The organism is Mesorhizobium sp. P2_F8 (assembly GCF_056403655.1).
The window spans coordinates 226,597-248,929 of sequence record NZ_JBFUFB010000010.1 but is presented as its reverse complement, the minus strand read 5'-3'; the positions used below and the strand labels follow the sequence as shown (position 1 = coordinate 248,929).

19 protein-coding genes are annotated in these 22,333 nt (G+C 63.1%); 11 read left to right on the top strand and 8 right to left on the bottom strand.

What is annotated here, in order from left to right:
* Positions 1 to 51 precede the first annotated feature (51 nt).
* On the bottom strand, positions 52 to 3,024 hold the full coding sequence (gene ileS, locus AC1DZP_RS24890; RefSeq protein WP_477306031.1) for an isoleucine--tRNA ligase: 2,973 nt from the start codon (positions 3,022 to 3,024) through the stop codon (positions 52 to 54).
* Between the two features lie 292 nt (positions 3,025 to 3,316).
* Positions 3,317 to 4,123, bottom strand: a complete 807-nt coding sequence (locus AC1DZP_RS24885) for a MipA/OmpV family protein (RefSeq protein WP_477306029.1) — start codon at positions 4,121 to 4,123, stop codon at positions 3,317 to 3,319.
* Positions 4,124 to 4,319: 196 nt separating this feature from the next.
* On the opposite strand from AC1DZP_RS24885, the gene AC1DZP_RS24880 reads away from it, so the two are divergent.
* Positions 4,320 to 4,874, top strand: a complete 555-nt coding sequence (locus tag AC1DZP_RS24880; protein WP_457152030.1) for an HdeD family acid-resistance protein — start codon at positions 4,320 to 4,322, stop codon at positions 4,872 to 4,874.
* 112 nt (positions 4,875 to 4,986) lie between these two features.
* Here the strand turns inward: AC1DZP_RS24880 and AC1DZP_RS24875 are convergent, their stop codons facing one another.
* Together AC1DZP_RS24875 and AC1DZP_RS24870 are read right to left on the bottom strand one after the other, a co-directional pair.
* The gene (locus tag AC1DZP_RS24875; protein WP_477306027.1) at positions 4,987 to 5,967 is read right to left on the bottom strand and encodes a bifunctional riboflavin kinase/FAD synthetase; all 981 of its coding nucleotides are present in this window, start codon (positions 5,965 to 5,967) and stop codon (positions 4,987 to 4,989) included.
* Positions 5,968 to 5,973: 6 nt separating this feature from the next.
* On the bottom strand, positions 5,974 to 6,834 hold the full coding sequence (locus AC1DZP_RS24870; RefSeq protein WP_477306025.1) for a TIGR01459 family HAD-type hydrolase: 861 nt from the start codon (positions 6,832 to 6,834) through the stop codon (positions 5,974 to 5,976).
* Between the two features lie 234 nt (positions 6,835 to 7,068).
* On the opposite strand from AC1DZP_RS24870, the gene AC1DZP_RS24865 reads away from it, so the two are divergent.
* Positions 7,069 to 9,054 carry a TadE/TadG family type IV pilus assembly protein gene (locus tag AC1DZP_RS24865; protein WP_477306023.1) on the top strand — a complete coding sequence of 662 codons (1,986 nt, stop codon included), beginning with the start codon at positions 7,069 to 7,071 and terminating at the stop codon, positions 9,052 to 9,054.
* Between the two features lie 123 nt (positions 9,055 to 9,177).
* Complete coding sequence (locus AC1DZP_RS24860; protein WP_095086701.1) at positions 9,178 to 9,810, top strand: LysE family translocator; 633 nt, start codon at positions 9,178 to 9,180, stop codon at positions 9,808 to 9,810.
* A 6-nt stretch (positions 9,811 to 9,816) separates the two neighbouring features.
* Here AC1DZP_RS24860 and AC1DZP_RS24855 read toward each other — a convergent pair whose 3' ends face one another.
* Complete coding sequence (locus AC1DZP_RS24855; protein ID WP_477306021.1) at positions 9,817 to 10,641, bottom strand: DUF2189 domain-containing protein; 825 nt, start codon at positions 10,639 to 10,641, stop codon at positions 9,817 to 9,819.
* 290 nt (positions 10,642 to 10,931) lie between these two features.
* Between AC1DZP_RS24855 and AC1DZP_RS24850 the strand changes: the two genes are divergently transcribed.
* Positions 10,932 to 12,155 carry a TadE/TadG family type IV pilus assembly protein gene (locus AC1DZP_RS24850; protein WP_477306019.1) on the top strand — a complete coding sequence of 408 codons (1,224 nt, stop codon included), beginning with the start codon at positions 10,932 to 10,934 and terminating at the stop codon, positions 12,153 to 12,155.
* Between the two features lie 79 nt (positions 12,156 to 12,234).
* On the top strand, positions 12,235 to 12,750 hold the full coding sequence (locus AC1DZP_RS24845) for a CAP domain-containing protein (protein WP_477306017.1): 516 nt from the start codon (positions 12,235 to 12,237) through the stop codon (positions 12,748 to 12,750).
* A gap of 48 nt (positions 12,751 to 12,798) precedes the next feature.
* On the opposite strand, the gene AC1DZP_RS24840 is transcribed toward AC1DZP_RS24845, so the two are convergent.
* The 3 genes from AC1DZP_RS24840 to AC1DZP_RS24830 all read right to left on the bottom strand — a co-directional run bounded on the left by AC1DZP_RS24840 (position 12,799) and on the right by AC1DZP_RS24830 (position 16,299).
* On the bottom strand, positions 12,799 to 14,331 hold the full coding sequence (locus AC1DZP_RS24840; RefSeq protein ID WP_477306015.1) for a DHA2 family efflux MFS transporter permease subunit: 1,533 nt from the start codon (positions 14,329 to 14,331) through the stop codon (positions 12,799 to 12,801).
* 322 nt (positions 14,332 to 14,653) lie between these two features.
* The gene (locus AC1DZP_RS24835) at positions 14,654 to 15,823 is read right to left on the bottom strand and encodes an HlyD family secretion protein (RefSeq protein ID WP_477306013.1); all 1,170 of its coding nucleotides are present in this window, start codon (positions 15,821 to 15,823) and stop codon (positions 14,654 to 14,656) included.
* Positions 15,820 to 16,299 carry a MarR family winged helix-turn-helix transcriptional regulator gene (locus AC1DZP_RS24830; protein ID WP_457151787.1) on the bottom strand — a complete coding sequence of 160 codons (480 nt, stop codon included), beginning with the start codon at positions 16,297 to 16,299 and terminating at the stop codon, positions 15,820 to 15,822. Before AC1DZP_RS24830 ends, AC1DZP_RS24835 begins: the two co-directional genes overlap by 4 nt.
* Positions 16,300 to 16,543: 244 nt before the next feature.
* On the opposite strand from AC1DZP_RS24830, the gene AC1DZP_RS24825 reads away from it, so the two are divergent.
* From AC1DZP_RS24825 to AC1DZP_RS24800, 6 genes are read left to right on the top strand one after another with little or no spacing between them, the layout of a single operon-like run.
* The gene (locus tag AC1DZP_RS24825; RefSeq protein WP_477306011.1) at positions 16,544 to 17,149 is read left to right on the top strand and encodes a CDP-alcohol phosphatidyltransferase family protein; all 606 of its coding nucleotides are present in this window, start codon (positions 16,544 to 16,546) and stop codon (positions 17,147 to 17,149) included.
* A gap of 37 nt (positions 17,150 to 17,186) precedes the next feature.
* Entirely contained in the window at positions 17,187 to 18,965 is a 1,779-nt protein-coding gene (locus AC1DZP_RS24820; protein WP_477306009.1) for a bifunctional alpha/beta hydrolase/class I SAM-dependent methyltransferase, read from the top strand.
* Between the two features lie 5 nt (positions 18,966 to 18,970).
* Positions 18,971 to 20,296 (top strand): phosphatase PAP2/dual specificity phosphatase family protein, encoded by a 1,326-nt coding sequence (locus tag AC1DZP_RS24815; protein WP_477306007.1) that lies wholly within the window; start codon positions 18,971 to 18,973, stop codon positions 20,294 to 20,296.
* Positions 20,293 to 20,736, top strand: a complete 444-nt coding sequence (locus tag AC1DZP_RS24810) for a hypothetical protein (protein ID WP_477306005.1) — start codon at positions 20,293 to 20,295, stop codon at positions 20,734 to 20,736. The genes AC1DZP_RS24815 and AC1DZP_RS24810 overlap by 4 nt, the downstream gene beginning before the upstream one ends.
* Positions 20,733 to 21,395, top strand: coding sequence for a lysophospholipid acyltransferase family protein (locus tag AC1DZP_RS24805; protein WP_457151781.1), 663 nt, complete (start codon positions 20,733 to 20,735; stop codon positions 21,393 to 21,395). The genes AC1DZP_RS24810 and AC1DZP_RS24805 overlap by 4 nt, the downstream gene beginning before the upstream one ends.
* Positions 21,395 to 22,330, top strand: coding sequence for a phosphatidate cytidylyltransferase (locus AC1DZP_RS24800; RefSeq protein WP_457151782.1), 936 nt, complete (start codon positions 21,395 to 21,397; stop codon positions 22,328 to 22,330). Before AC1DZP_RS24805 ends, AC1DZP_RS24800 begins: the two co-directional genes overlap by 1 nt.
* Positions 22,331 to 22,333 lie beyond the last annotated feature (3 nt).

The following is a 22,333-nucleotide window of genomic DNA, read 5'->3' as shown; positions in this document are numbered from 1 at the left end:
GCCCGGCGTGGCATTTGTGCACCGATAGAGCCATTCCGACCGGCCGGCCTGTCAAAGCCGGCCAAGCGCTTTCAACTCATGCAGCACCGCCGCATCCCTGGCCGAAACGTCGGGAAACGCAACGTCCTGCCCGACATCAGCGGTGTAGCGCCAGGAACGCGCGCACTTCACCAGGCCGCGGTCCTCGGCCTTCTCGACCACGACGGCGACACCCCTGACGTCGTCGAGCGTGAAGGCGCCAGCCGGCACCTCGCCATGCGCGATGACGAGATCGCTGGTGATCGCCATCTCGGCCATGTCGACATCGGATATCGCCGCTTCGAGCGCTGCATCGTCGATGGTGACGACCGGCACCGCTTCCAGCGACGAACCGATCACCTTCTGTGCGCGCGCGATCTCCAGTGCGCCGGTGACGACGCGTCGCACCTGCCGCACCTTGCGCCACTTTTCCGCCAGCGCCTCGTTCTTCCAGTCCGCCGGGATTTGCGGAAACTGGTCGAGATGCACCGAGACGGCGTCCGCATGAAGGTCGAGCCAGGCTTCTTCCATGGTGAAAGGCAGCATCGGCGCCAGCCATTTGACCAGACAATCGAAGAGATGACGCACCACTTGCACCGAGGCCTTGCGCCTAACGCTCGACGGCGCGTCGCAGTACAGCGCGTCCTTGCGGATGTCGAAATAGAAGGCCGACAGTTCCACCACCATGAAATCAAGCAGCATGCGCGTGATGCGCTTGAATTCAAAGGCGTCGTAGCCCGATCGCACCACCTCATCGAGCTCGGCCAGCCGATGCAGCATCAGCCGCTCCAGCTCCGGCATCTTGTCGAGCGGCACCTCCTCGCCATCGTCATGGGCAAGCGTGCCCAGCATCCAGCGGATGGTGTTGCGCAGCTTGCGATACGCGTCGATGTTGGTCTGCAGCACATTCTTGCCGAGACGCTGGTCTTCCCAATAGTCGGTCGTCACCACCCACAGGCGCAGGATGTCGGCGCCCGACTGCTTGATGACGTCCTGTGGCACGACGGTGTTGCCGAGCGACTTCGACATCTTGCGGCCGTCTTCATCCATGGTGAAGCCGTGGGTGACGACGGTGTCGTAAGGCGCCCTGCCCCTGGTGCCGCAGCTTTCCAGCAGCGACGAGTGGAACCAGCCGCGATGCTGGTCGGAGCCTTCGAGATAGACATCGGCCGGCCATTTCAAATCCGGGCGATCCTCCAGCGTGAAAACGTGAGTCGAGCCTGAATCGAACCAGACGTCGAGGATGTCCATCACCTGCTTCCACTTGGATGCATCGTGGTTGCCAAGGAAACGCTCCTTGGCACCGGCGGCGAACCAGGCGTCGGCGCCTTCCTGCTCGAAGGCGTCCATGATGCGCTGGTTGACAGCCTCGTCCTTCAGCACATTGCCGTCGGCATCGGCGAAGACGGCGATCGGCACGCCCCAGGCGCGCTGGCGCGACAGCACCCAGTCAGGACGCTCCTCGATCATGGCGCGGATGCGGTTCTGGCCGGCGGCGGGCACGAAACGGGTGTCGTCGATCGCCTTCAGCGCGCGGCTGCGCAACGTCGAGCCATCGCCGAGGTCCTTGTCCATATAGACAAACCATTGCGGCGTGTTGCGGAAGATGATCGGTTTCTTGGACCGCCAGGAATGCGGATAGGAGTGCTTCAGCCGGCCGCGTGCGAACAGTGCATTGCGCTTGATCAGCTCATCGATGACTGCCTGGTTGGCGTTGCCCTTCTTGCCATTGTCGTCGATGACGCGCGCGGCTCCGCCCTCGCGGTCCGGGCCAAAACCCGGCGCGTCCTTGGTGAAGAAGCCGCCATCGTCGACGGTGAACGGAATGGCGCTGTCGATGCCGCGCGCGCGCAAATCCGCCGCGGCATCCATCCAGGCGTCAAAGTCCTCGCGGCCATGGCCGGGCGCGGTGTGGACGAAGCCGGTGCCGGCATCGTCGGTGACATGGTCGCCGGCGAGCATCGGCACGGGAAACTCATAGCCGCCGCCAAAACCCTTGAACGGATGGGAAAGCGTAAGCCTTCCAAGCTCTTGCGGCGAAACACTGCGAAGCCGATTCAAGGTGACCTTGGCCTTGGCAGCGGACTCGTCGGCCAGCGCGTCGGCGAAGATCAGCTTTTCGCCCGGCTGCGGGCCGAACGCATTCTCGGCCGCCGTTACCTCGTAGAGGCCATAGCTGATGCGAGGCGAGTAGTTGACGGCGCGGTTGCCCGGGATCGTCCATGGCGTCGTCGTCCAGATGACGACGTGGGCCTGCAACAGATCCAGCGCCCCTTCCGTCAGTTTGGTCACGCCGTCATCGACCGGCTGGTCCAGGCTGACGACCGGGAACTTCACCCAGATCGTGTCGGACTCGTAATCCTGGTACTCGACCTCGGCCTCGGCAAGTGCCGTGCGTTCGACCACACTCCACATCACCGGCTTGGAGCCGCGATAGAGTTGGCCCGACATGGCGAACTTCAGCAGCTCGCCGGCGATGCGTGACTCGGCATGGAAGGCCATCGTCGTATAGGGGTTCTTGAAGTCGCCGATGACGCCGAGCCGCTGGAACTCGCCGCCCTGCACCGTGATCCAGTGCGCGGCGAACTCGCGGCACTCCCGGCGGAACTCGTTGACCGGAACCTCGTCCTTGTTCTTGCCCTTGGCGCGATACTGCTCCTCGATCTTCCATTCGATCGGCAGGCCATGGCAGTCCCAGCCCGGCACGTAGTTCGAGTCATAGCCACGCATCTGGAACGAGCGGGTGATGACGTCCTTGAGGATCTTGTTCAGCGCGTGACCGATATGGATGTTGCCGTTGGCGTAGGGCGGACCGTCATGCAGCACGTATTTGGTCCGGCCGGCCGCGCTCTCACGCAGCTTGCGGTAGAGGTCCATGTCCTGCCAGCGCTGGACCAGCAGCGGCTCCTTTTCGGGCAAGCCGGCGCGCATCGGGAAATCCGTCTGCGGCAAATAGAGCGTCTTGGAATAGTCGATTGTTGAATTATCGGACGTTTTGTCGGTCATTGGTCTGCCATCTACATTACCCGGCCGCGAATGGCTCGGGCGTGAGGTCGTTGCTTTGACGGATATCGTTTTCCCAAAACCGAAGCCACTTTTGGGCGATATGCGTTGATGATCTGGAAAAAGCGCGAGAGGCCGCGCGCAAAATTCCCGGCGGCTCCGGCGACCCCTCAGGCCGCCCGGAACACCGGGCCGGTAATTCGTATGGTCAGCGCGTGAAGGCGCGAAAAGCTCGTCATCGGTGGGCTTCTAGCGGAGATAGGCGCAAGAATAAAGTGTCTCTCGCTCGATTCCGTTACATCGTAAAATCGAAGCGGTAGCTGGTCGACACGCCGATCATGAACTGATTGCGGTCGCCGCGTTCCCTGACCAGGCTGGAATCGGCCGCCGGTCCCATCAGGCGCGAATATTCACCGAACAGGCTGGCGGTCATCGGCTCCGTCACCTTCCAGGTTATCGCGCCACCGAGGCCGGTCGACTTCAGGCCACCGCCGGGATGATATTCACTGAGCCCGGAGGCCACGGCCTCCTGTGCGTCGACGCCATAATAGGCATCGAAATATTTTTCCGAGGCGAAGGAGACACGCGGTCCCCCAGAAATCCGGACAGTTGGCGTGACATCATAAAAAGCGTCGGCGGCGATATCGGCGACAAAGCCGTTATGGGCGCGGATGCCGTGGCGCAGCTCGGCGCGTGCGCGCAGCCAGTCGGTCGGATAGAATTCGAAGAAGCCGCCGACCTCGCCGCCCCAGCGCACCGGATCGAGGCCCTTCAGTTCATCGGCATTGTCGTCATCACGGGAAAACAGGAACTTGCCGGTCAGGCCGGCGCGAACGCCGCCATCGTCGATCAAGGCCAGCGAGATGTTGTCGTTACGCGAGGTGAAGCGGGCCGCCGGTCCGGCCTTGCCCAGCGAGATGATCGGCGAGGCGCTGAGCAGGTATTTCTTGCCGCCCTCGAAGTCCGGCGCGATCATGCCGGTTGCGCCAACGGTCAGATACCAGTCGCCGGACAGCCAGCTGCCCTCGCCCGCATTGGCGGCGCCCGCACCACCCAGCAGCGCAGCGGCCACCACCACAGAGATTCTTCCGAACGGACTCATGGCCACTCCACTACCACAACGCGCACTGTTTACCGATGACAGCTTTGAAGGCCGTTTGGTAAAATTTGATTTAAATCCGAGACGTCCGATCACGGATTGCAGCGCTGCAGCTTTCGGCCATCGACTGGACGTTGGCAAGCGCCGGGATTAACCTCCGCCCGGCAGTATCCCGCAGCCCCAGATGGAGACCGCGACAATGACCCTGCATGGCGACGCCTTGAGAACCGCGATGGAACAGACACGGACAAAATGGGGATGGTTCGTCGCGCTTGGCGTGCTGCTGCTCATCTTCGGCGGCATTGCCTTTGGCAATCTGTTCATCGCCACCGTGGCTTCGGTCTATGTCGTGGGTTGGCTGATGCTGATGGCCGGCGTGATCGAGATCGTGCATGCCTTCGGCGTCAAGACCTGGAGCCGGTTCTTCTACTGGCTGCTCAGCGGACTGCTCTATGCCATCGCCGGATTTTTCGCCTTCGACAATCCGCTGCTCGCTTCAGCGGTATTGACGTTCCTGCTGGCGATCGCGCTGATCGCTTCCGGGGTGCTCCGGGCCTGGGTCGGCTACAGCCACAGGCCGGAACCCGGCTGGGGCTGGATCGTCGCCGCCGGCGTCATCAGCGCGCTTGCCGGCCTGATCATCGCCATGGGCTGGCCCGTCAACAGCCTGTGGGTGCTCGGGCTGTTTCTGGCGATCGACCTGATCTTCCAGGGCTGGACCTTCATCGCCGTCGGCCTGGCGCTGAAAAAGTAAATTTTGCCTGGGCATGATCTTGCCCGAAAACCGGTTCCCACTTTTCGGGATCATGCTTCTTGCCTGGGCATGATCTGGTCCGAAAACCGGTTCCCACTTTTCGGGACCATGCCTAGAAGGCCATGGCCGCGTCGAGTTCGGAGAGCGGCTTGACGCCGGCAAGCAGCGCGCGCGCCTCGGCTTCATCGCGCTTCATCTGCGCGACCAGCGCATCGAGCCCTTCGAACTTCACCTCCGGGCGCAGGAAACCGAAGAAGGAAACCTGGCAGACCTCGCCATAGAGGTCGCCTGAGAAATCAAAGACGAAGGTTTCCAGCAGTGGCGCGCCGTTGTCGTCTACGGTCGGGCGGCGGCCGAAGCTGGCGACACCGTCGTGAAGCGTGCCATCGGCGCGACGAAAGCGGACGGCGTAGATGCCCTCTTGGAGCGCGGCTTCCGTGGAAAGCCTCATGTTCGCGGTTGGAAAGCCAAGCGTGCGGCCGAGCTGCTGGCCGCCCACAACCTCGCTTTCGATGGTGAAGCGATAGCCGAGCAGTCCGGCCGCCTCGGCCACCGCGCCTTCGCTTAGCAAGCCGCGGATGCGGCTCGACGACACCACCTCGTGGCCCTCGTCACGAAAGGCGTCGACGAGCGTGACGCCGAAGCCATGACGCTCGCCGGCCGCCATCAGGTACGCCGGACCGCCTTGACGGTCCTTGCCGAAATGGAAATCGAACCCGGTCACGGCGTGGGTAATGCCAAGGTTCCTTTCCAGCACATCGGTCACGAAGGCTTCCGCCGACAGCGAGGCGAAGTCGCGCGTGAACGGCTGCTCGACAAGCGCGGCAAAACCCAGCAACGACAGGAGCCTCGCCTTCATCGGCGGCGGCGTCAGCACGAACAACGGCATGTCAGGCTTGAAGACCTTGCGCGGATGCGGTTCGAATGTCAGCACCAGGGCCGGCACCTGGCGTCGCCCGGCCTCGGCCAGGGCTCGCTCGAGCACCGTCTGATGGCCGCGGTGGACACCGTCGAAATTGCCGATCGCCACCACGCCGCCACGCAAATCGGCGGGCAGCGACGCGGTTGCCAAAATGTGCTGGAGGGCCGCCATCGTCACCTACCGCAGTCTGGGAATGACAGCCACCGGACGATATCCATGCTTTTCCAGGAAGGTCGCCAGCCTTGCTGGATCGGGTTGTAATGCATCGCCATAGTCGCGCGCATGGATGCCGCCGGACACGTAGAGAACGTCGAAACCATTGTCGACCGCGCCCTTCACGTCGGTCATCATGCCGTCGCCGATGGCCAGCACATGCGAACGCTCGATCGGCCGGCCAAGAATCTCGGCAACCTCCTTCATCGCGACGTTATAGATCGGCGCGTAGGGTTTACCGGCGATCAAGGTGTGACCGCCGAGCTGGGCATAGTCGCGTGCCAGCGCACCGGCACACCAGATGATGCGTTCGCCGCGCTCGACCACGATATCGGGATTTGCACAGATGAAGGGCAGGTTCCTGGCGCGCAACCGCCGCAGAAGCTCGGTGTAGTCCTCGGGCTTTTCGACCTCGTCATCGAACAGACCGGTGCAGACGACGCCGGACGCCTCGAATTCCTCGACAAGCTCAACGTCGAGACCGTCATAGAGGGTGAAATCTCGGTCGGCGCCAATATGAAAGATCTTTCGGGGGCCTTCGGCGATCAGGTCGCGGGTGACGTCGCCTGACGTGACGACACGGTCGTAGGCTGACGGTGGGACGCCGATCGCGTTCATCTGCGCCACGACATCGGCACTTCTGCGCGGCGAATTCGTGATCAGAACGATGGGGATTTCCGCCTCGCGAGCCCTCGCCAGCGCCGAGGCCGCGACAGGAAAGTGCGTCTCGCCATTGTGCACCACGCCCCAGACATCGCACAGGATTGCCGAATAGGGCTTCGACACGTCTTCGAGCGAGCCGATGATTTCAGGCGAATCCGCCATGCCGTTTCCTTCAGTCATGATCATTGCGAGCGCCGCGGCCGACGGTTCGCCGCAGCCGGTTCCGATTAACCGAACCGCCCCCGCCTGTCACCAGCTTTCGCCCGGATGCCGGATTGGTTAGCGGTTGGTGAAGCGCGGACCAGGCAATCGAGCGGTTTCCCAAACCCGTCCTTCAGCGTTTTGTGGAAAGTTGGCGCCTGATCAAGAATCCGCCGGCGGGGGCCGCAGCAAGACATGCATGAACTTTGGCGTCAGTTCTGCCGCGACAAACGCGGCAACTATGCTCTTATGACGGTTGTTGCGCTGGTTCCGCTGATGGGCGGGCTGGCGATGGCGGTCGACTACACCGAGATGAATCGTGAAAAGCAGACGGTGTTGAATGCGCTCGATGCCGCCAACTTCGCCACGGCACGACGGCTGACGGAAGGTGCGACCGACGACCAGTTGAGAGCCTATGCGCTCGACTTCTTCAACGCCAACCTCAACAGCGTTGATCCCGCCAACGCGACGCTCAACGTCACCTTGCCGAGCAACACCAGCGGCGGCGGCTTGCTCAAGATGAGCGCGCGGCTTGACTACAAGCCCTATTTCTTTCCTGCCTTCGGCCAGCTCATCGGCAAATCCCAAACCGACGCAAACCAGAAGATCAGCTTCGACGTCAACTCGGAAGTGCGGCTGAAGAACACGCTGGAAGTTGCCCTGGTGCTCGACAATTCCGGATCGATGACCACAACCGGAACCGGCTCGGGGCAAAAGCGCATCGATCTTCTCAAAACTGCTGCCAAGCAGCTGGTCGACACGCTGGCCCTGCAAGCGGCAATGATCAAGCAGGTGGACAGGCCGGTGCAATTCGGCCTCGTGCCCTTTGCTGCCTCGGTCAATGTCGGTGCCAGCAACGGCAACGCATCGTGGATGGACACCGAAGGCCTGTCGCCGGTATCGAACGAGAACTTCGACTGGTCGACGCTGAACACGGCCAACAAATACGCCCAGCAGACCAACGGCATATGGTACAAGCGCGGCTCCGGATGGGGTGCCGATGAAGGCCAGATGCTGACCAGGTTTTCGCTCTATCGCGACATGAAGGTCGTCACAAACCACGAGCGCGTCACCAACAGCAAGCGCGTGGTGTGCGACGAGTACAACTCGAACAACACCTGCAAACGAAGCCACGACGAGTATGACTACATCGATTCCTATGGCCCGTTCGCCAGTTGGCAAGGCTGCGTCGAAGCCCGGCCCTACCCCTACAATGTCAACGACGCGCCGCCGTCCGGCGGCTCGTCGAACACCGGCATAGGGATCGGCGATCCGGCGACGATGTTCGTGCCGATGTTCGCCCCGGACGAACCCGGCAACCATTGGAAGCTCACCCAGGATCCCGATGAGGCCATGCCGACGACCTATGGCGCCGTGAACAGCTGGTGGAATGACGACCCGACGAGCAGCACCGGCCAATCCCGGCTGCGCAACATGGCCAAATATTTCCAGCCGCGGCCGATCGATGCGCCGGCGCTGCCGGCCGGAAACGGCCCGAACTACAGCTGCACCACCAACCCGATCACACCGCTGACCGATGTCAGCGTCACCGACGGACTGACCTCGATCAAGGCCGCGATCGACCTGATGCAGCCGAATGGCGGCACCAGCGTTCCGGAGGGCATGGCCTGGGGCTGGCGGGTGGTCTCAAGCGGCGAGCCGTTCACGCAAGGACGCCCGGAAACAGAAAGAGGCAACGACAAGGTCGTGATCGTGCTGACCGACGGCGCCAACACCTACTACACGCCTGCGTCGCTCGGCTATTCCGATCCCGCCGATTCGAAGTCGACCTACGCGTCCTACGGCTATCTCAACCCCGGCTACAACGGTACCTCGGTCGGCCGCATGTTTCTGGGGACATCGAGCGCCATCGGCCAGTTCGACTATTCGAACGGCAACTACACGAGCGCGCTCAACGAACAGATGGCGACGCTTTGCAACAACGCCAAGGCAGCCAACATCATGGTGATGACGGTGGCGCTCGACCTGTCCACGACCAAAACCAGCGATCAGGCGGCGATCGCGGCGCTGAAATCCTGCTCGTCGAACTCGCGCTTCCGCAAGGACCCGACGGATCCGAGCAAGCCGGCCAAGCTGTTCTGGAACGCCACCGGCGCCACCTTGTCGAACGATTTCAAGGAAATCGGCAACGAATTGTCGAACCTGCGCGTCGTCAGCTGATCCGGAGGCACTGGCAGCCATCTGGCGCAACGGCTGGCGGCGCCATGCCCTTGCGGACGCCCGCCGGTGCGGGCAGATATTGGCCGCTCGCTTCCGCACCGGGGTGCGCAGGGGAACGAACAGATGCCCGAAACCGCCAACCATCTCGCCTTTGCGCTAGTCTGCCTCGGCATGGTGCTGACGCCAGGCCCCAACATGATCTACCTGATCTCGCGTTCCCTGTCGCAGGGGCCAAAGGCGGGGCTGATCTCACTTGGCGGCGTCGCGCTCGGCTTTGTCTTCTATGTACTGGCGGCGGCGTTCGGCATCACCGCGCTGCTGCTTGCCGTGCCCTATGCCTATGACGCGCTGCGCTTTGCCGGCGTGCTCTATCTCCTGTGGCTGGCCTGGCAAGCTGTGAAGCCGGGCGGACGCTCGCCGTTCCAGGTGCGCGAGCTGCCGCGGGACCGGCCGCGCAAGCTGTTCGCCATGGGCCTGATGACCAATCTGCTCAATCCGAAGGTGGCCGTGCTCTATCTGTCGCTGCTGCCGCAGTTCATCAGCCTGGACAAAGGCCATGTCCTGTCGCAGCTGCTGGTGCTCGGTGCGACGCAGATATCGATCAGCCTCAGCGTCAATGCCATTATCGCGGTGACAGCAGGCTCGATAGCCACCTTCCTCGCCGGCCGGCCGCTATGGCTGGTCATCCAGCGCTGGATGATGGGCACCGTGCTGATGGCACTCGCGCTGAAGATGGCGACAGACGCACAGCGCTGAGGTTCTTTACATCGGCCGCCGGATCTGCTGCGCCCGTTCCGGCTCGACCACCTTGCGGTAGAGATGCCAGGTGGCGTGGCCGAGCACCGGCATGACCACTGCGAGCCCGGCAAACAGCGGGATCGAGCCGATCACCAGCAGTACGGCGACTATCAACCCCCACAGCGCCATCTGCAGCGGGTTTGCCATCACCGCGCGCGCCGAGGTCTCGATGGCCGAAACAGCGCCGACATCGCGGTCGAGCAACAGCGGGAAGGCAACCACAGTGGTGGCGAGCACGACAACGGCGAAGACAAAACCGGCGGCGTTGCCGGCGAGGATCAGGGTCCAGCCCTTGCCGGTCGTCAGCACCTCGCGGACAAAGTCACCGATCGATGCCGGCGGCTGGTCGCCGAACAGACCGGTGTAGATCGACTGCGCGGTGTAGAGCCACAGCAGGAATAGCGCCACCAGCATGATACCGATCGCCGCGATCGACGGAATCGCCGGCGAGTGGCGCACATCGAGCGCATGCCGCCAGGAGGTGTTCATGCCGAGTTCGCGGCGGCGGCTGATCTCGTAAAGACCGATGGCGGCAAACGGGCCGACCAGCGCGAAACCTGACATCAGGGGATAGATGAGCTGGATGGCATTGGCGCCGGACGTCCATCGCGTCAGGATCAGACCGACAACAGGGTAGATCAGGCACAGGAACACGTAGTGCGATGGTTTTGCCCAGAAATCCTCGGCGCCGAGGCGCAGCGCATCCCTGAGATCCGCAGTGGTGATGCTGCGCACCGTGGGCTGTACGTGCGCCCCGTGTGCGTCCGCCATGACATGAAAGCCGGCCATAACCTTCCTCCCGTGTGTCGGGGACGGTCACCGCCCGGCCGCCCGCAGCTGCCACTAGTAGATGTAGCACCATAGCCGATTTGCCAGGGGTTGTCGCCGCGTCAATAGCTTGAAGCTGCTCCTCGTGCTCATCTCTCCCTGTCGCCTCTCATATGGCCGTGCGTTGGCAGGCTTTCGTTTTGGTCGGCCATCTTGCTGCATTTAAGCATTACAAATTTTAGTAATTACTGAAATAGYGCGTAGAGACCCCTGGCGTATCACTTGGGCTTTACAGGTTTTGGCGAGGGGCGATGTTCGTATTGAAGGGCTTCTGGTCTTCGGAGCGCGGCAACTTTGCCATGGCGACCGCCATAGCAATGCTGCCGATAATGCTTGTCGTGGCCGGTACGATCGATCTGACAGGCACGAGCGACGACGCCGCGCAATTGCAGAATTCGCTGGACGCGGCTGGACTTGCCGTCGGCACAAAGTACCTACCCAGCATGACCGCGAGTGATGTGCAGGACCTTGGGCTGGCATTCTTTACGGCCAATATGAGCGTCGCCGACCAGCAGGAGTATGCGGGCAGTGTCTCCGCCTTTTCGGCAAGCGCCAGCGGCGACCCGAGTGCCTATTACATCTCGGTTTCGTCCAGCATCAACCGTCCGAGCTTCATCAATGGCGCGGCCCCCTGGCCAGCCCACCGCTCGGCCACGGTCAAGATGAATCCCGGCGCGCAGGCCTGTGTGCTGGCGCTCGATCCACATGCGTCGGCCGCCGTGAGCCTGCAGGGCTCGACCGATGTCTCTATGAGCAGTTGCGTGATCGCGGCAAACTCGGATGCGCCCGATGCTGCCAGCTTAGGTGGTTCGGCGCAGGTGTCGGCGGGCTGCGTCTCGACCGTCGGCGGCACTTCCGGACTTTCGCCGCCCAACGCCAATCTTACCTGCGGTGCGCCGCTCGAACATCAATATGCGTCGTTCGATCCACTGGCGGACGTCGTCCCACCCCCCTACACATTGTGCCTGCCCGTGCCGAACGGCAAAACCTACACGCTGTCGCCCGGCACGTATTGCGACAAGACCTTGTCGGGAAACATCACGCTCAATCCAGGTGTCTACATCCTGCGCGGCACCACCATAAAGCCGGGCGGCAACGGCAGCCTGAACGGCCAAGGCGTGACCATATTCCTCATGGAGGGCGCACAGACCTACATAAATGCAAATGAGATGGTGAACCTTTCCCCTCCCACCAGCGGTCCCTACGCTGGCATTACCATTTTCGAGAGTCATGGCAACACTTCGGCCTTGACGCTGAATGGCGGCGCAAATTCCGTGATCAGCGGGTTCGTCTATGCGCCCGACGCGCCCATTTCCTTTGCCGGCAACTCAGATATGAGCGGTCAAGGCGACTGCCTGAGGCTTGTTGGCCTGACCGTGCAGATGACCGGCAACTCATCCATCAAGACCGACTGCACAGCCGTGCTTGGAAATCGCGAGATGTATGCAAGCCGCCTCATCACCCTGGTGAAATGAGCGGGCAACTGCCGTTTCGATTCCAGATTTCCACCGCCCTGCCCGGCAAAAGCCATGATCGCGACTATCTCAGGCAGGCATGACCACTACGGGAATCGAACACGAGCAGATCGCGAACTTGAACAGGCGCAAATGGCTCAAGGCAGTCGGCCTTGCAGCCCTGGCCGGGCTTGCCGCCTGCAGCACAGTTTCGCTGCCGACCGGCGAAGGCGCCGGCGTCTCCTCGTCCGCCACCGGCACGCTGGCCAGCATCCGCGCCTCGACCGGGCTTCCGCCGCTGGTCGCCGACCCACAGCTCGAGCAAGCCGCCCTGCAGCAGGCCGGCTACATGGCGCGGCGTGGCCGCATGAACCACACCACCGGCTGGGGAAAGGATTTCGCCTCGCGCGTCAAGGACAATCGCATTGCCGGCGCCGCCGCAGAGAATATTGCCGAGGGCCGTTTCGACCTGCAGAAGCTGTTCGACATATGGGCGCATTCGCCCGACCACCGCCGCAATATGCTCGACCCGCGCTTCACCCGCTTTGGCCTCGCCTATGTGCGCGACGGCCGCGACGGCGCCCTGCGCTATTGGAGCCTTGTGCTCGGAAGGTGAGGCGGCACTCGCCGATAGGTCGTTCCCTTAGATTTCGAGGGCGACGATCTAGTCCATGTGTGCGGCTGGTGCGCTACCGGCCGGCGCCTGTTTTGGCTTGCGCAGCAGGAAAACAAACGGAATGGAAATCAGCGTCATCACCATGAGTATTTTGAAGTCATTGACGTAGGAGATCATCATCGCCTGCAGATTGACCATGCGATCCACCTCCGAAAGCGCCATTGGATCGCCGCTTGCGCCCGCCGGCGATACCGCCCACAGATTGGGGTTGAACGGATTGATGAAGGCCGAAAGCTCGGTGTGATTGACCTGCGTGTTGCGCACCATCAGAACCGTCACCACCGACACGCCGATGGACGAGCCAAGATTGCGCACCAGGCTGAACAAGGCCGTGGCATCGGTGCGGAAGCGCACGTCAAGCGTGGCGAACGCCACGGTCGAAAGCGGCACGAACACCATTCCCATTCCCAGGCCCTGGATGACGCCGGAGCTGATGATCAGCCAGTTGTCCATCTGCGGCGTGAAGCTGGACATGGTGTAGAGTGACTGCGCGGTCAGCAGAAAGCCGATGACGACCAGGATCCTGGCGTCGATCTTGCTCATGATCCGCCCGACGACGAGCATCGAAATCATGGTGCCGATACCACGTGGCCCAAGGACAACGCCAATGGTGATGGTCGGATAGCCGAAGATGGTCGACAGCATTGGCGGCAGCAGCGACATGCTCGCCAGGATGAGCACACCCATGACGAAAATGAACGCCAGGCCGGTGACGAAATTGCGGTCGAGGAAGATCTTGGGATCGATGAAGGGATGTTCGGCCGTCACCGTGTGGATGATGAACACCCAGAAGCCGGTCAGCGAAAGACCAAGCTCGATCCAGATCTCATTCGATGAAAACCAGTCGACCTCGCCGCCGCGATCGAGCAGCAGCTGAAGCGCACCGACGCCGAGCGATATCATGGCGAAGCCGAAGAAATCGAAACCGCGCACCCGCCGGGCAACAGCCGGCAAATAGGCGGCCATGCCGAGGAAGGCGACAATGCCGACCGGCAGGTTGATGAAGAACACCCAGCGCCAGTTGAAATTCTCGGTCAGCCAGCCACCGAGCGTCGGGCCCAGAATTGGCCCGAGCATAATGCCGGCGCCCCAGATGGCCATCGCCTGGCCGTGGCGCTCCCTCGGGTTGATGTCGAGCAGGAAGGTCTGCGACAACGGCACGATCGCGGCGCCGAACACGCCTTGCATCAGCCGGAAGAACACTATGCTCTCCAGGCTCCAGGCGATGCCGCACAGCATCGAGAACACCGTGAAGCCGACCACCGCCGTCAGGAACAGTTCCTTGCGGCCGAAGCGGTCGGCCAGCCAGCCGGTGACCGGCGTCATGATGGCGGCGGCAACGATGTAGGACGTCAGCACCCAGTTGATGTTGTCCGGCGAGGCGCCGAGATCGCCGGTCATGGTCGGCAGCGCGACGTTGGCGATCGTCGTGTCGAGCGCCTGCATGATCGTCGCCAGCATGAGCGCGACCGTAATCAGGCCACGATGCGGCACTTCTTTGAAGGGTTCGGGCGTGCTCATGATGCGGAACTTCCGGCAGGTAACAAAATCGTGTAGAACAGGTTTCCGGGCGGCATGGCCTTCCGTTGAGAGACCCTCATTCGCGGTGGGACGCGATGGTCGATGTGGGGGTTACATCGACCGAAAGTCTCTGATGAGCGGATGCCTGCCGCCCGGAAACATGAGGACCGAGGGGTCCGTGTCGAAGATTTCAGATTCCGGTCGAGTCGCGACGCGGGTCCAACCAAACGCTTGTTCTTCCCATCCTCCCATCAGACCAATCCTGCTACCGGTTTGCACCCGCTTGGTTCCCCACAGGCTCGCGCCGATTTTACTCCGCCGCCTAGCCCGCCGTAGCGTGGCCGAATATGGCGGGAAACCCGCGGGCAACGCCGGTGTCGACTGTAACGGTCGCGCTCATGCCGGTGCGCAACGCCATCTTGGCGTCGGCATCGGTCAGTTCCAGGCGCACCGGAATGCGCTGCGTGACCTTGACCCAGTTGCCTGTGGCATTCTGGGCCGGCAGCAGGGAGAATTCGGCTCCCGTGCCGGCGCCGATTGCCTTGACCGTCGCCTCGAAGGTTCTGCCCGGATAGGTGTCGACCATGATCTCGGCCTTCTGGCCGGGCTTCATGTGGGTCAGCTGGGTCTCCTTGAAATTGGCGTCGATCCAGGTGTCGCCGGTCTCGACCAGCGAAAACAGCGGTGTGCCGGAGCCGACATACTGACCGACCTTGAACGACGAGGCCTGGCTGACGACGCCGTCGGCCGGCGCCTTGACTGTGGTCTGCGCCAGATCGTAGGCCGCCTTGTCGCGCGCTGCGAGCGCGGCCATCACGGTCGGATGCTTGTCGGTCTCGATGTCGGGATTGCCACCAAGGGCCGCCTTGGCGCTGATGATGCCTTGCTCGGCAACGGCAAGCTGCTGCTTGGCCTTGTCGAGATCGTTCTTGGCCTGGTCGAGCGACGACTTGGCGTTGATGCCCTTCTGGGCAAGGTCCGCGGCACGGTCGAATTGCGACTGGGCGAAGTCGACCTCACTGGCATCGGACCTTTGCTGTGCCATCGACTGGCCATAGGCCGCGCGCAACTGCTCGACATTGAGACGCGCGCCCGCCACCGCCGCGTCGGCCTGGGCCAGCGCGATCCGGTAGGGCTCCGGGTCAATGGCAAACAGCACATCGCCCTGCTTGACCAGCTGGTTATCGGCGATGTCGACCTGAACGATGCGACCGGCCGTGTCGGAAGCGATCGACACCTTGGCCTGCTGCAGATTGGCGTTTTCCGTCTCCTGGTAGCGGCCGCCGGTGACCCAGACGTAACCGCCGCCGATAGCTAGCACCGCAGGCAGCGCAACCATCAGCAGGGAGCGGCCCAGCCGGCGCTTCTTCTTCACCGGCGCCGGGGCCGGCTGCATCGGAGGAGCAACCGCCACCGGGGCCGCGGCCGGCTGCGCCGGCGCGTCCACTTCCAGCTCGGTCACCTTCTCGTCTATCTTGGCTACCGCGTTCATGCTGCTGCGCCTTCTGCACTCTTCACTTTTTCAACGGACGGCGTCTCGTCGTCAGTCAGGTTGCGGACCATCGCCTCAAGTCCCTCGATCAGGACGCGACGGGCTTCCGGTTTCACGCCGACCAGCGATTCTTCATAGACTTCTCCCGCAATGCTCTTGATCACGGCGTAGGCGTCGCTCGCCTTGGGCGTCAGGAAGATCATGCGGACGCGGCGATCGGCTGCGTCGGGGCGGCGCTCGATCCAGCCACCCTCCTCCATGCGGTCAACCAGGCGCGAAACGCTGATCGGCTCGATTTCAAGAAGTTCGGCCAGCCGCGCCTGCGCGACACCATCTTCCTTGGCAACGCGGACCAGAAGCCGCCATTGCGCCGAAGAAAGCCCCAAGCCACTGGCCCTCGCCTCGAAGCGTTTGCGCATCAGGCGCTGCACGTCGTGGATCAAGAAGCCCAATCTGTCTATGCCATCAGAAACCATGAGCGGCATATATAATAAGCGTGCTTATTATTCAAGATGCCGGGTTGCACCAGAAACCGGCAAATGTGCATGACGGCCGTGCTTCGCAATCATGGTTAGCAGGCGGTGAACGTCTGGTTGGTGGCCATGGCAGTCGGCCCGCATCCACATCAGGGTGTGCGCACTGGAGAGGCGCCGCTTCGTGCCGCTGGTCGAATGTGACAGATTGATGTACAGCCGCTGTCAGGATCGGGGGATCAACGAAATGCCGACGCTCTACGCCCTCAAGCCAGCTTTCCAGGGAAGGCTGCGGCCACTGGTCAATCGGCTGGCGGCGATCGGGATCACAGCAAACAGCATAACCATCCTTGCCGCCCTGATGTCGATCGCGGCCGGGACGGCCATCGCGATCTGGCATGACTGGCGCTCGCTGCTGCTCGTTCCCGTCGTGATGTTCGTGCGAATGGCGCTGAACGCAGTCGATGGCATGCTGGCGCGGGAACACGGGCAGGCCTCGACGCTCGGCATGTATCTGAACGAGTTTTGCGACGTCGTTTCGGACCTTGCGCTGATCCTGCCGTTCGCCGTCTTTCCACAGTTCGGCCCATGGGGCGTCGTCGCCTTCGCCCTCACCGCTGTGCTGACCGAGTTCGCCGGCGTGCTCGGCATCGCCGCCGGGATCGGGCGAAATTATGCCGGGCCGTTCGGCAAGAGCGACAGGGCGCTGGCGCTGGGCGTGGTCGCAGTGTTGTGCGCCGCCGGGCTCTGGCCGGCTTCCATCGCGCCGCTTGTGTTTCCTGCCATGGCAACGCTTTCACTGTTGACCGCCATAAACCGGATACGCGCTGGCCTTATTGGCAGCGCCAGCTAAGCATCGAGGCTTCGCCATGCCGCCCGAGGGAAAGACCATGATGCACGAACCGATCGCCGCGGAAAGCCTTGAGCGGCAAGCGCAAGAGCGTGTCTTCCGCAGCCATGACGGGACGGAGATCTTCTACCGCTTCTGGCCGGCAGCTTCGGCCAATGCCAAGGGCGCGGTCGTGCTCTTCCACCGCGGCCACGAGCATGGCGGTCGCATGGTCCATCTCGTCGACGAATTGCAGATGCCGGACCACGCCTTCTATGCCTGGGATGCCCGCGGCAATGGCCGCTCGTCCGGCGAGCGCGGCTATGCTCCTTCCTTCTCGGCCCTGGTGCGCGACATCGACTGCTTCGTGCGCGAGATCGCCGCCCGGGATGGCTTCGCCACGCAGGATATTGCGCTGATCGCGCAATCCTTCGGTGCCGTGCTCACTGCGGCCTGGGTGCACGACTATGCACCGAAGCTGCGTGCCATGGTGCTGGCTTCACCAGCCTTTTCGGTCAAGCTCTACGTGCCCTTCGCCAAGGAAGGCATCGCGTTCTGGCAGAACATCAAGGGCCGCTTCTTCGTCAATTCCTACGTCAAGGCGAAGTTCCTGACCCACGATCCCGTGCGCATTGCGTCCTTCGAGAGCGATCCGCTGATCACGCGGCCGATCGCCTCCAACATCCTGGTCGAACTCTACCAGCACGCGGCGCGCATCGTTGCGGACGCCCGCGCCATAACCGTACCGACGCAGCTTCTGCTTTCCGGCAGCGACTGGGTGGTGCGCCACGGCCCGCAGCACGCGTTTTTCGTCAATCTCGGCAGCCGCACAAAGGAACGCCACGTGTTGCCGGGTTTCTTCCACGACACGCTGGGCGAGCGTGACAGAGCGCAGGCCCTCGACCTGATCCGGCCGTTCCTGGAAAAGCAGTTCGCGTCGCCGGATGCGCCTGTCGACCTGAAGCAGGCTGATATCGCCGGGTACACGCGCGATGAGGCCGACAGGCTTGCGTCGCCGCTCGATCTTTTGTCGCCGAAGGGCCTTTATTGGGCATTCAGCCGCGCCTCCATCCGCATGGGCGCCTGGGTCTCGTCAGGCATGAAGGCGGGCGTCACCACCGGCTTCGATTCCGGCTCGACGCTGGATTATGTCTACGAGAACGACGCGCGGGGTCTCACACCGCTTGGCCGCGCCGTCGACCGCATCTTCCTGGAAGCCATTGGCTGGCGCGGCATCCGCCAGCGCAAGCTGCATCTCGAAGAGCTGATCGGCTCTTGCCTGGCGGCGCTCAAGGCCGCTGGACGGCCAGCCCACATTCTCGACATCGCCGCCGGCCATGGCCGCTATGTTCTCGACGCCATCGTGAAGAGCCCCGAACAGCCGGCGAGCGTGCGCCTGCAGGATTACTCCGACCTCAATGTCCAGCTTGGCCGCAAGCTGATCGCCGAACGGCAATTGCCGGCGAGCGTCTCGTTTCAGCGCGCGGACGCTTTCGATGCCGACATGCTCGCCTCGATCGATCCGGCGCCCGACCTCGCCATCGTTTCCGGCCTCTACGAACTGTTCTCCGACAATGCCATGATCGCCCGCTCGCTAGGTGGGCTTGCCCACGCCATGGAGCCGGGCAGCCTGTTGCTCTACACCAACCAGCCCTGGCATCCGCAGCTTGAGATGATCGCCCGCAGCCTGACCTCGCATCGCGGCGGCCAGGCTTGGGTGATGCGCCGGCGCACGCAAGGCGAGATGGACCAGCTCGTCGAAGCCGCCGGTTTCGACAAGCTCGAGCAGCGCATCGACCAATGGGGCATCTTCACCGTCTCGGTCGCACGGCGCCGCTGAACAGGATGGCGTCATCACTTGCATCCACGGTGCGCGCAGAACCTTATGGCCGGGTGGTCGTCAGGGCAGCCCTTTGGCTGGCCTTCCTGGCGCCGTTCTTCTACCTCAGCTACGGCTTCGCCAACTGGCTGTCGTCGCGGCGCGACGACGTCGGCAGCATCGTGTTCGCCTGGGAGCACAGCATCCCCTTCCTCGCCTGGACCATCGTGCCCTACTGGTCGATCAACCTGTTCTACGGCCTGTCGCTGCTGCTCAACGACAGCAGGCAAGGGGTCGACCGCCTGGCCGGGCGCTATCTCACCGCGCAGATCGTCGCCGTTGCCTGTTTCATCCTGTTCCCGCTAACGCTGACGTTCGTGCGGCCTGCAACGAGCGGCCTGCCGGGCTTCCTGTTTGCCGTGCTTGGCGGTTTCGACAAACCGTTCAACCAGGCGCCCTCGCTGCACATCGCCCTGCTGGTGATCATCTGGGATCACTGGCGCCACCGGCTCGGCGGCCTCCTCCTGCCGCTCTGGCATGGCTGGTGCTTCCTGATCGGCGCCTCGGTGCTGACGACCTGGCAACATCATTTCATCGACATCCCGACCGGCGCGCTGCTCGGGTTCTTCGCCCTGTGGCTGTTTCCGCGCACCGGCGAGCTGCCGTTTTCAGGCGCCCGGCTGACCAGCGATACCAAGGCGTGCCGGCTGGCGCAGTTCTATGCGCTGGGCGCCGTCCTTGCGTTGGCCGGTGCCGCGCTCGGCGCCTTCTTTTCCGCCACGGCACTCATCCTGCTTTGGCCGGCACTGGCGCTGGCCATCGTCGCCTTCGGCTATGCCGGGGCCGGCGCAAAGGTGTTCCAGAAGACTGCGGAAGGTCATGTGTCCCTGGCAAGCCGCGTCCTGCTTTGGCCCTACCGACTTGGCGCTGGGGTGAATGCCGCGATTTGGACGCGTAAGTTCCCGCCGTTCGTAGCTATCACCGACGGTGTCTTTCTCGGCCGCTTTCCGACGGCAAGCGAGGCCAGCGGCTTCGGCACCGTGATCGATCTCGCCGCCGAACTTGAAAGACCGGCGGGAACGGATTGCCGCTGGATCAGCTTTCCGATGATCGACCTGTTGCCGCCGCCCGTGACGATGCTTGAGCAGGCAGCCAGCGCGCTGGAGAGCGCGCGCCGCGACGGCACCGTGCTGGTCTGCTGCGCGCTCGGCTTCCAGCGCAGCGCCGGCGTTCTCGCCGAATGGCTGGTGGCAACCGGCAGGGCCAGGGCGCCGAAGCTTGCCCGCGAGATGCTGATGGCCACCGGCCGGCCGGTTCATCTTGCCGAGGCCAAAGAGCGGGCGGCGTCATGACGGGCAATGCCGACCAGGAACGCGCCGGTCGCTTCGCCCGCACGCTGATGCAGCAGGCCGCATGGCCGGCCGCGATTGTGGTGGCCGCAAATATCCTTGCGCCTTTGGCTGCTTCGGCACGCGGCGCCTTCGAGACCTTGCCCGCGGCCATCGCGCTGTCCCTCACCGCCGCGAGCGCGGTTGCCGTGCTGGCGCTGTCGGCGCTCCTGGTGTTCGACGCGCTGTTGTTCCGGCTGATGGCCAGCCACGATGACGAGGCTTCCGGTGGTGCCGCGGTGGATGACATACTGGCGCGCATGCGCCTGAAACCCTTCCCGTCCACGACACGTTCGCTCGATGACCGCATGGCCGGTACCCGCGCCTTGCTGTTCAAGCAGCGCGCCGCGCTGGCCCTGTTTGCCGCAGCGCTTCTGGCGGCGGGGTTTTGGGCGCCGCGATGAGCAAGCTTTCGCTCACGACCTTCACCTTGCTGCAGACGGTAACTTCCGTCGGCCTGTCTGCGCTGGCCTGGGTGGTGACCGGGGTGCGTCCGATCTGGAATGGCAGCCTGCCGTCCGACCGGCAGCGCATCTATTTCGCCAATCACACCAGCCACGGCGACTTCATCCTGCTGTCGGCCTGCCTGAGCGAGAAGGAGCGCGCGGTCACCCACGCCGTTGCCGCCGGCGAGTACTGGGGAAAGTCGCGGCTGCGACGCTTCATCGCCGAGGACATGCTGTCGTCGGTGCTCATCAACCGGCAATGGACGAGACCTGAAGAAAACCCCATAGAGATCATGCTGTCCGTTCTCGACCAGGGCCATTCGCTGATCCTGTTTCCCGAGGGCACGCGCAACATGACCGAAGAGCCGCTGCTGGCATTCCGCTCGGGGCTCTACAATCTTTCGATGGCACGGCCTGAGGTCGAGCTGATCCCCTGTTGGATCGAGAACATGTCGCGCGTGCTGCCCAAGGGCCAGTTCCTGCCGGTGCCGCTGCTGTGCCGCGTCGTCTTCGGCGCGCCGGTGGCGGTGGCTCCAGGCGAAGAACGCCGCGCCTTTCTCGAGCGCGCCCACGCCACGCTTCTGGCGCTCAACCCGCGCCCCGAGCGAGACGATTGATGCGCCACGAAATCTCCATTCTGATCATCGGCCTGCTGGCGGTGCTGACCACCGCCAGCATCGTCGCCGCCATACTTTCGGCGCGGGCGCCGAAGCCGCTCAGTTCAACGTTGGTCAACCTCACCCAGCGCATCAACGCCTGGTGGGTGATGGTGGTGTTGATAACGGTCGCCTTCTTCTTCGGCCGCGACGGCATGACCATCCTGTTCGCGCTGATTTCGTTTGCGGCGCTGCGCGAATTCGTGACGTTGACGCATACAAGCCGCAGCGACCATTGGGTGCTGCTCGGCATGTTCGGCATCATCATACCGTTTCAATACTGGCTGGTGTGGACCGCCTGGTACGGGCTCTTTGTCATCTTCATTCCGGTCTACTGCTTCCTGCTGATGCCGGCCATCACCGCGCTGCATGGCGACACCGAACGCTTTCTCGAGCGGATCGCCGCCCAGCAATGGGCGGTGATGATCTCGGTCTATTGCGTCAGCCACGTTCCGGCGCTGCTAACCCTCAATGTGCCAGGCTTCGAAGGCCGCAACCTGTTGCTGATCGCCTTCCTGATCATCGTCGTGCAAGGCAGCGACGTGCTGCAATACATCTTCGGCAAGCTGTTCGGAAAACACCGTTTTTCGCCGAACGTCTCGCCTTCGAAAACCTGGGAAGGCCTGATCGGCGGACTGGTGTCGGCGAGCCTGCTCGGCGCGCTGCTGTCGTTCGTGACGCCGTTCTCGCCGCTGCAGGCGGCAGCCGTGGCCTTCGTCGCCTGCTCGATGGGTTTTCTGGGTGGACTGGTCGCCTCGGCCATCAAGCGCGACCAGGGCGTCAAGGACTGGGGCCATCTGATCGAAGGTCATGGCGGCATGATGGACCGCACCGACAGCCTGGTCTTCGCTGCCCCGGTCTTCTTTCACATCGTGCGCTATTTCTGGACGGTGTGAGCG

Excerpts from the sequence above, each read along its gene's own strand:
- AC1DZP_RS24820 (WP_477306009.1), top strand. The coding sequence starts at position 17,187 with ATGATGCACGAACCGATCGCCGCGGAAAGCCTTGAGCGGCAAGCGCAA.
- AC1DZP_RS24870 (WP_477306025.1), bottom strand. The coding sequence starts at position 6,834 with ATGGCGGATTCGCCTGAAATCATCGGCTCGCTCGAAGACGTGTCGAAG.
- AC1DZP_RS24830 (WP_457151787.1), bottom strand. The coding sequence starts at position 16,299 with ATGGTTTCTGATGGCATAGACAGATTGGGCTTCTTGATCCACGACGTG.
- AC1DZP_RS24840 (WP_477306015.1), bottom strand. The coding sequence starts at position 14,331 with ATGAGCACGCCCGAACCCTTCAAAGAAGTGCCGCATCGTGGCCTGATT.
- AC1DZP_RS24810 (WP_477306005.1), top strand. The coding sequence starts at position 20,293 with ATGACGGGCAATGCCGACCAGGAACGCGCCGGTCGCTTCGCCCGCACG.
- AC1DZP_RS24805 (WP_457151781.1), top strand. The coding sequence starts at position 20,733 with ATGAGCAAGCTTTCGCTCACGACCTTCACCTTGCTGCAGACGGTAACT.
- ileS (WP_477306031.1), bottom strand. The coding sequence starts at position 3,024 with ATGACCGACAAAACGTCCGATAATTCAACAATCGACTATTCCAAGACG.
- AC1DZP_RS24800 (WP_457151782.1), top strand. The coding sequence starts at position 21,395 with ATGCGCCACGAAATCTCCATTCTGATCATCGGCCTGCTGGCGGTGCTG.
- AC1DZP_RS24860 (WP_095086701.1), top strand. The coding sequence starts at position 9,178 with ATGCCCGAAACCGCCAACCATCTCGCCTTTGCGCTAGTCTGCCTCGGC.
- AC1DZP_RS24885 (WP_477306029.1), bottom strand. The coding sequence starts at position 4,123 with ATGAGTCCGTTCGGAAGAATCTCTGTGGTGGTGGCCGCTGCGCTGCTG.
- AC1DZP_RS24850 (WP_477306019.1), top strand. The coding sequence starts at position 10,932 with ATGTTCGTATTGAAGGGCTTCTGGTCTTCGGAGCGCGGCAACTTTGCC.
- AC1DZP_RS24875 (WP_477306027.1), bottom strand. The coding sequence starts at position 5,967 with ATGGCGGCCCTCCAGCACATTTTGGCAACCGCGTCGCTGCCCGCCGAT.
- AC1DZP_RS24865 (WP_477306023.1), top strand. The coding sequence starts at position 7,069 with ATGCATGAACTTTGGCGTCAGTTCTGCCGCGACAAACGCGGCAACTAT.
- AC1DZP_RS24815 (WP_477306007.1), top strand. The coding sequence starts at position 18,971 with ATGGCGTCATCACTTGCATCCACGGTGCGCGCAGAACCTTATGGCCGG.
- AC1DZP_RS24835 (WP_477306013.1), bottom strand. The coding sequence starts at position 15,823 with ATGAACGCGGTAGCCAAGATAGACGAGAAGGTGACCGAGCTGGAAGTG.
- AC1DZP_RS24845 (WP_477306017.1), top strand. The coding sequence starts at position 12,235 with ATGACCACTACGGGAATCGAACACGAGCAGATCGCGAACTTGAACAGG.
- AC1DZP_RS24825 (WP_477306011.1), top strand. The coding sequence starts at position 16,544 with ATGCCGACGCTCTACGCCCTCAAGCCAGCTTTCCAGGGAAGGCTGCGG.
- AC1DZP_RS24855 (WP_477306021.1), bottom strand. The coding sequence starts at position 10,641 with ATGGCCGGCTTTCATGTCATGGCGGACGCACACGGGGCGCACGTACAG.
- AC1DZP_RS24880 (WP_457152030.1), top strand. The coding sequence starts at position 4,320 with ATGACCCTGCATGGCGACGCCTTGAGAACCGCGATGGAACAGACACGG.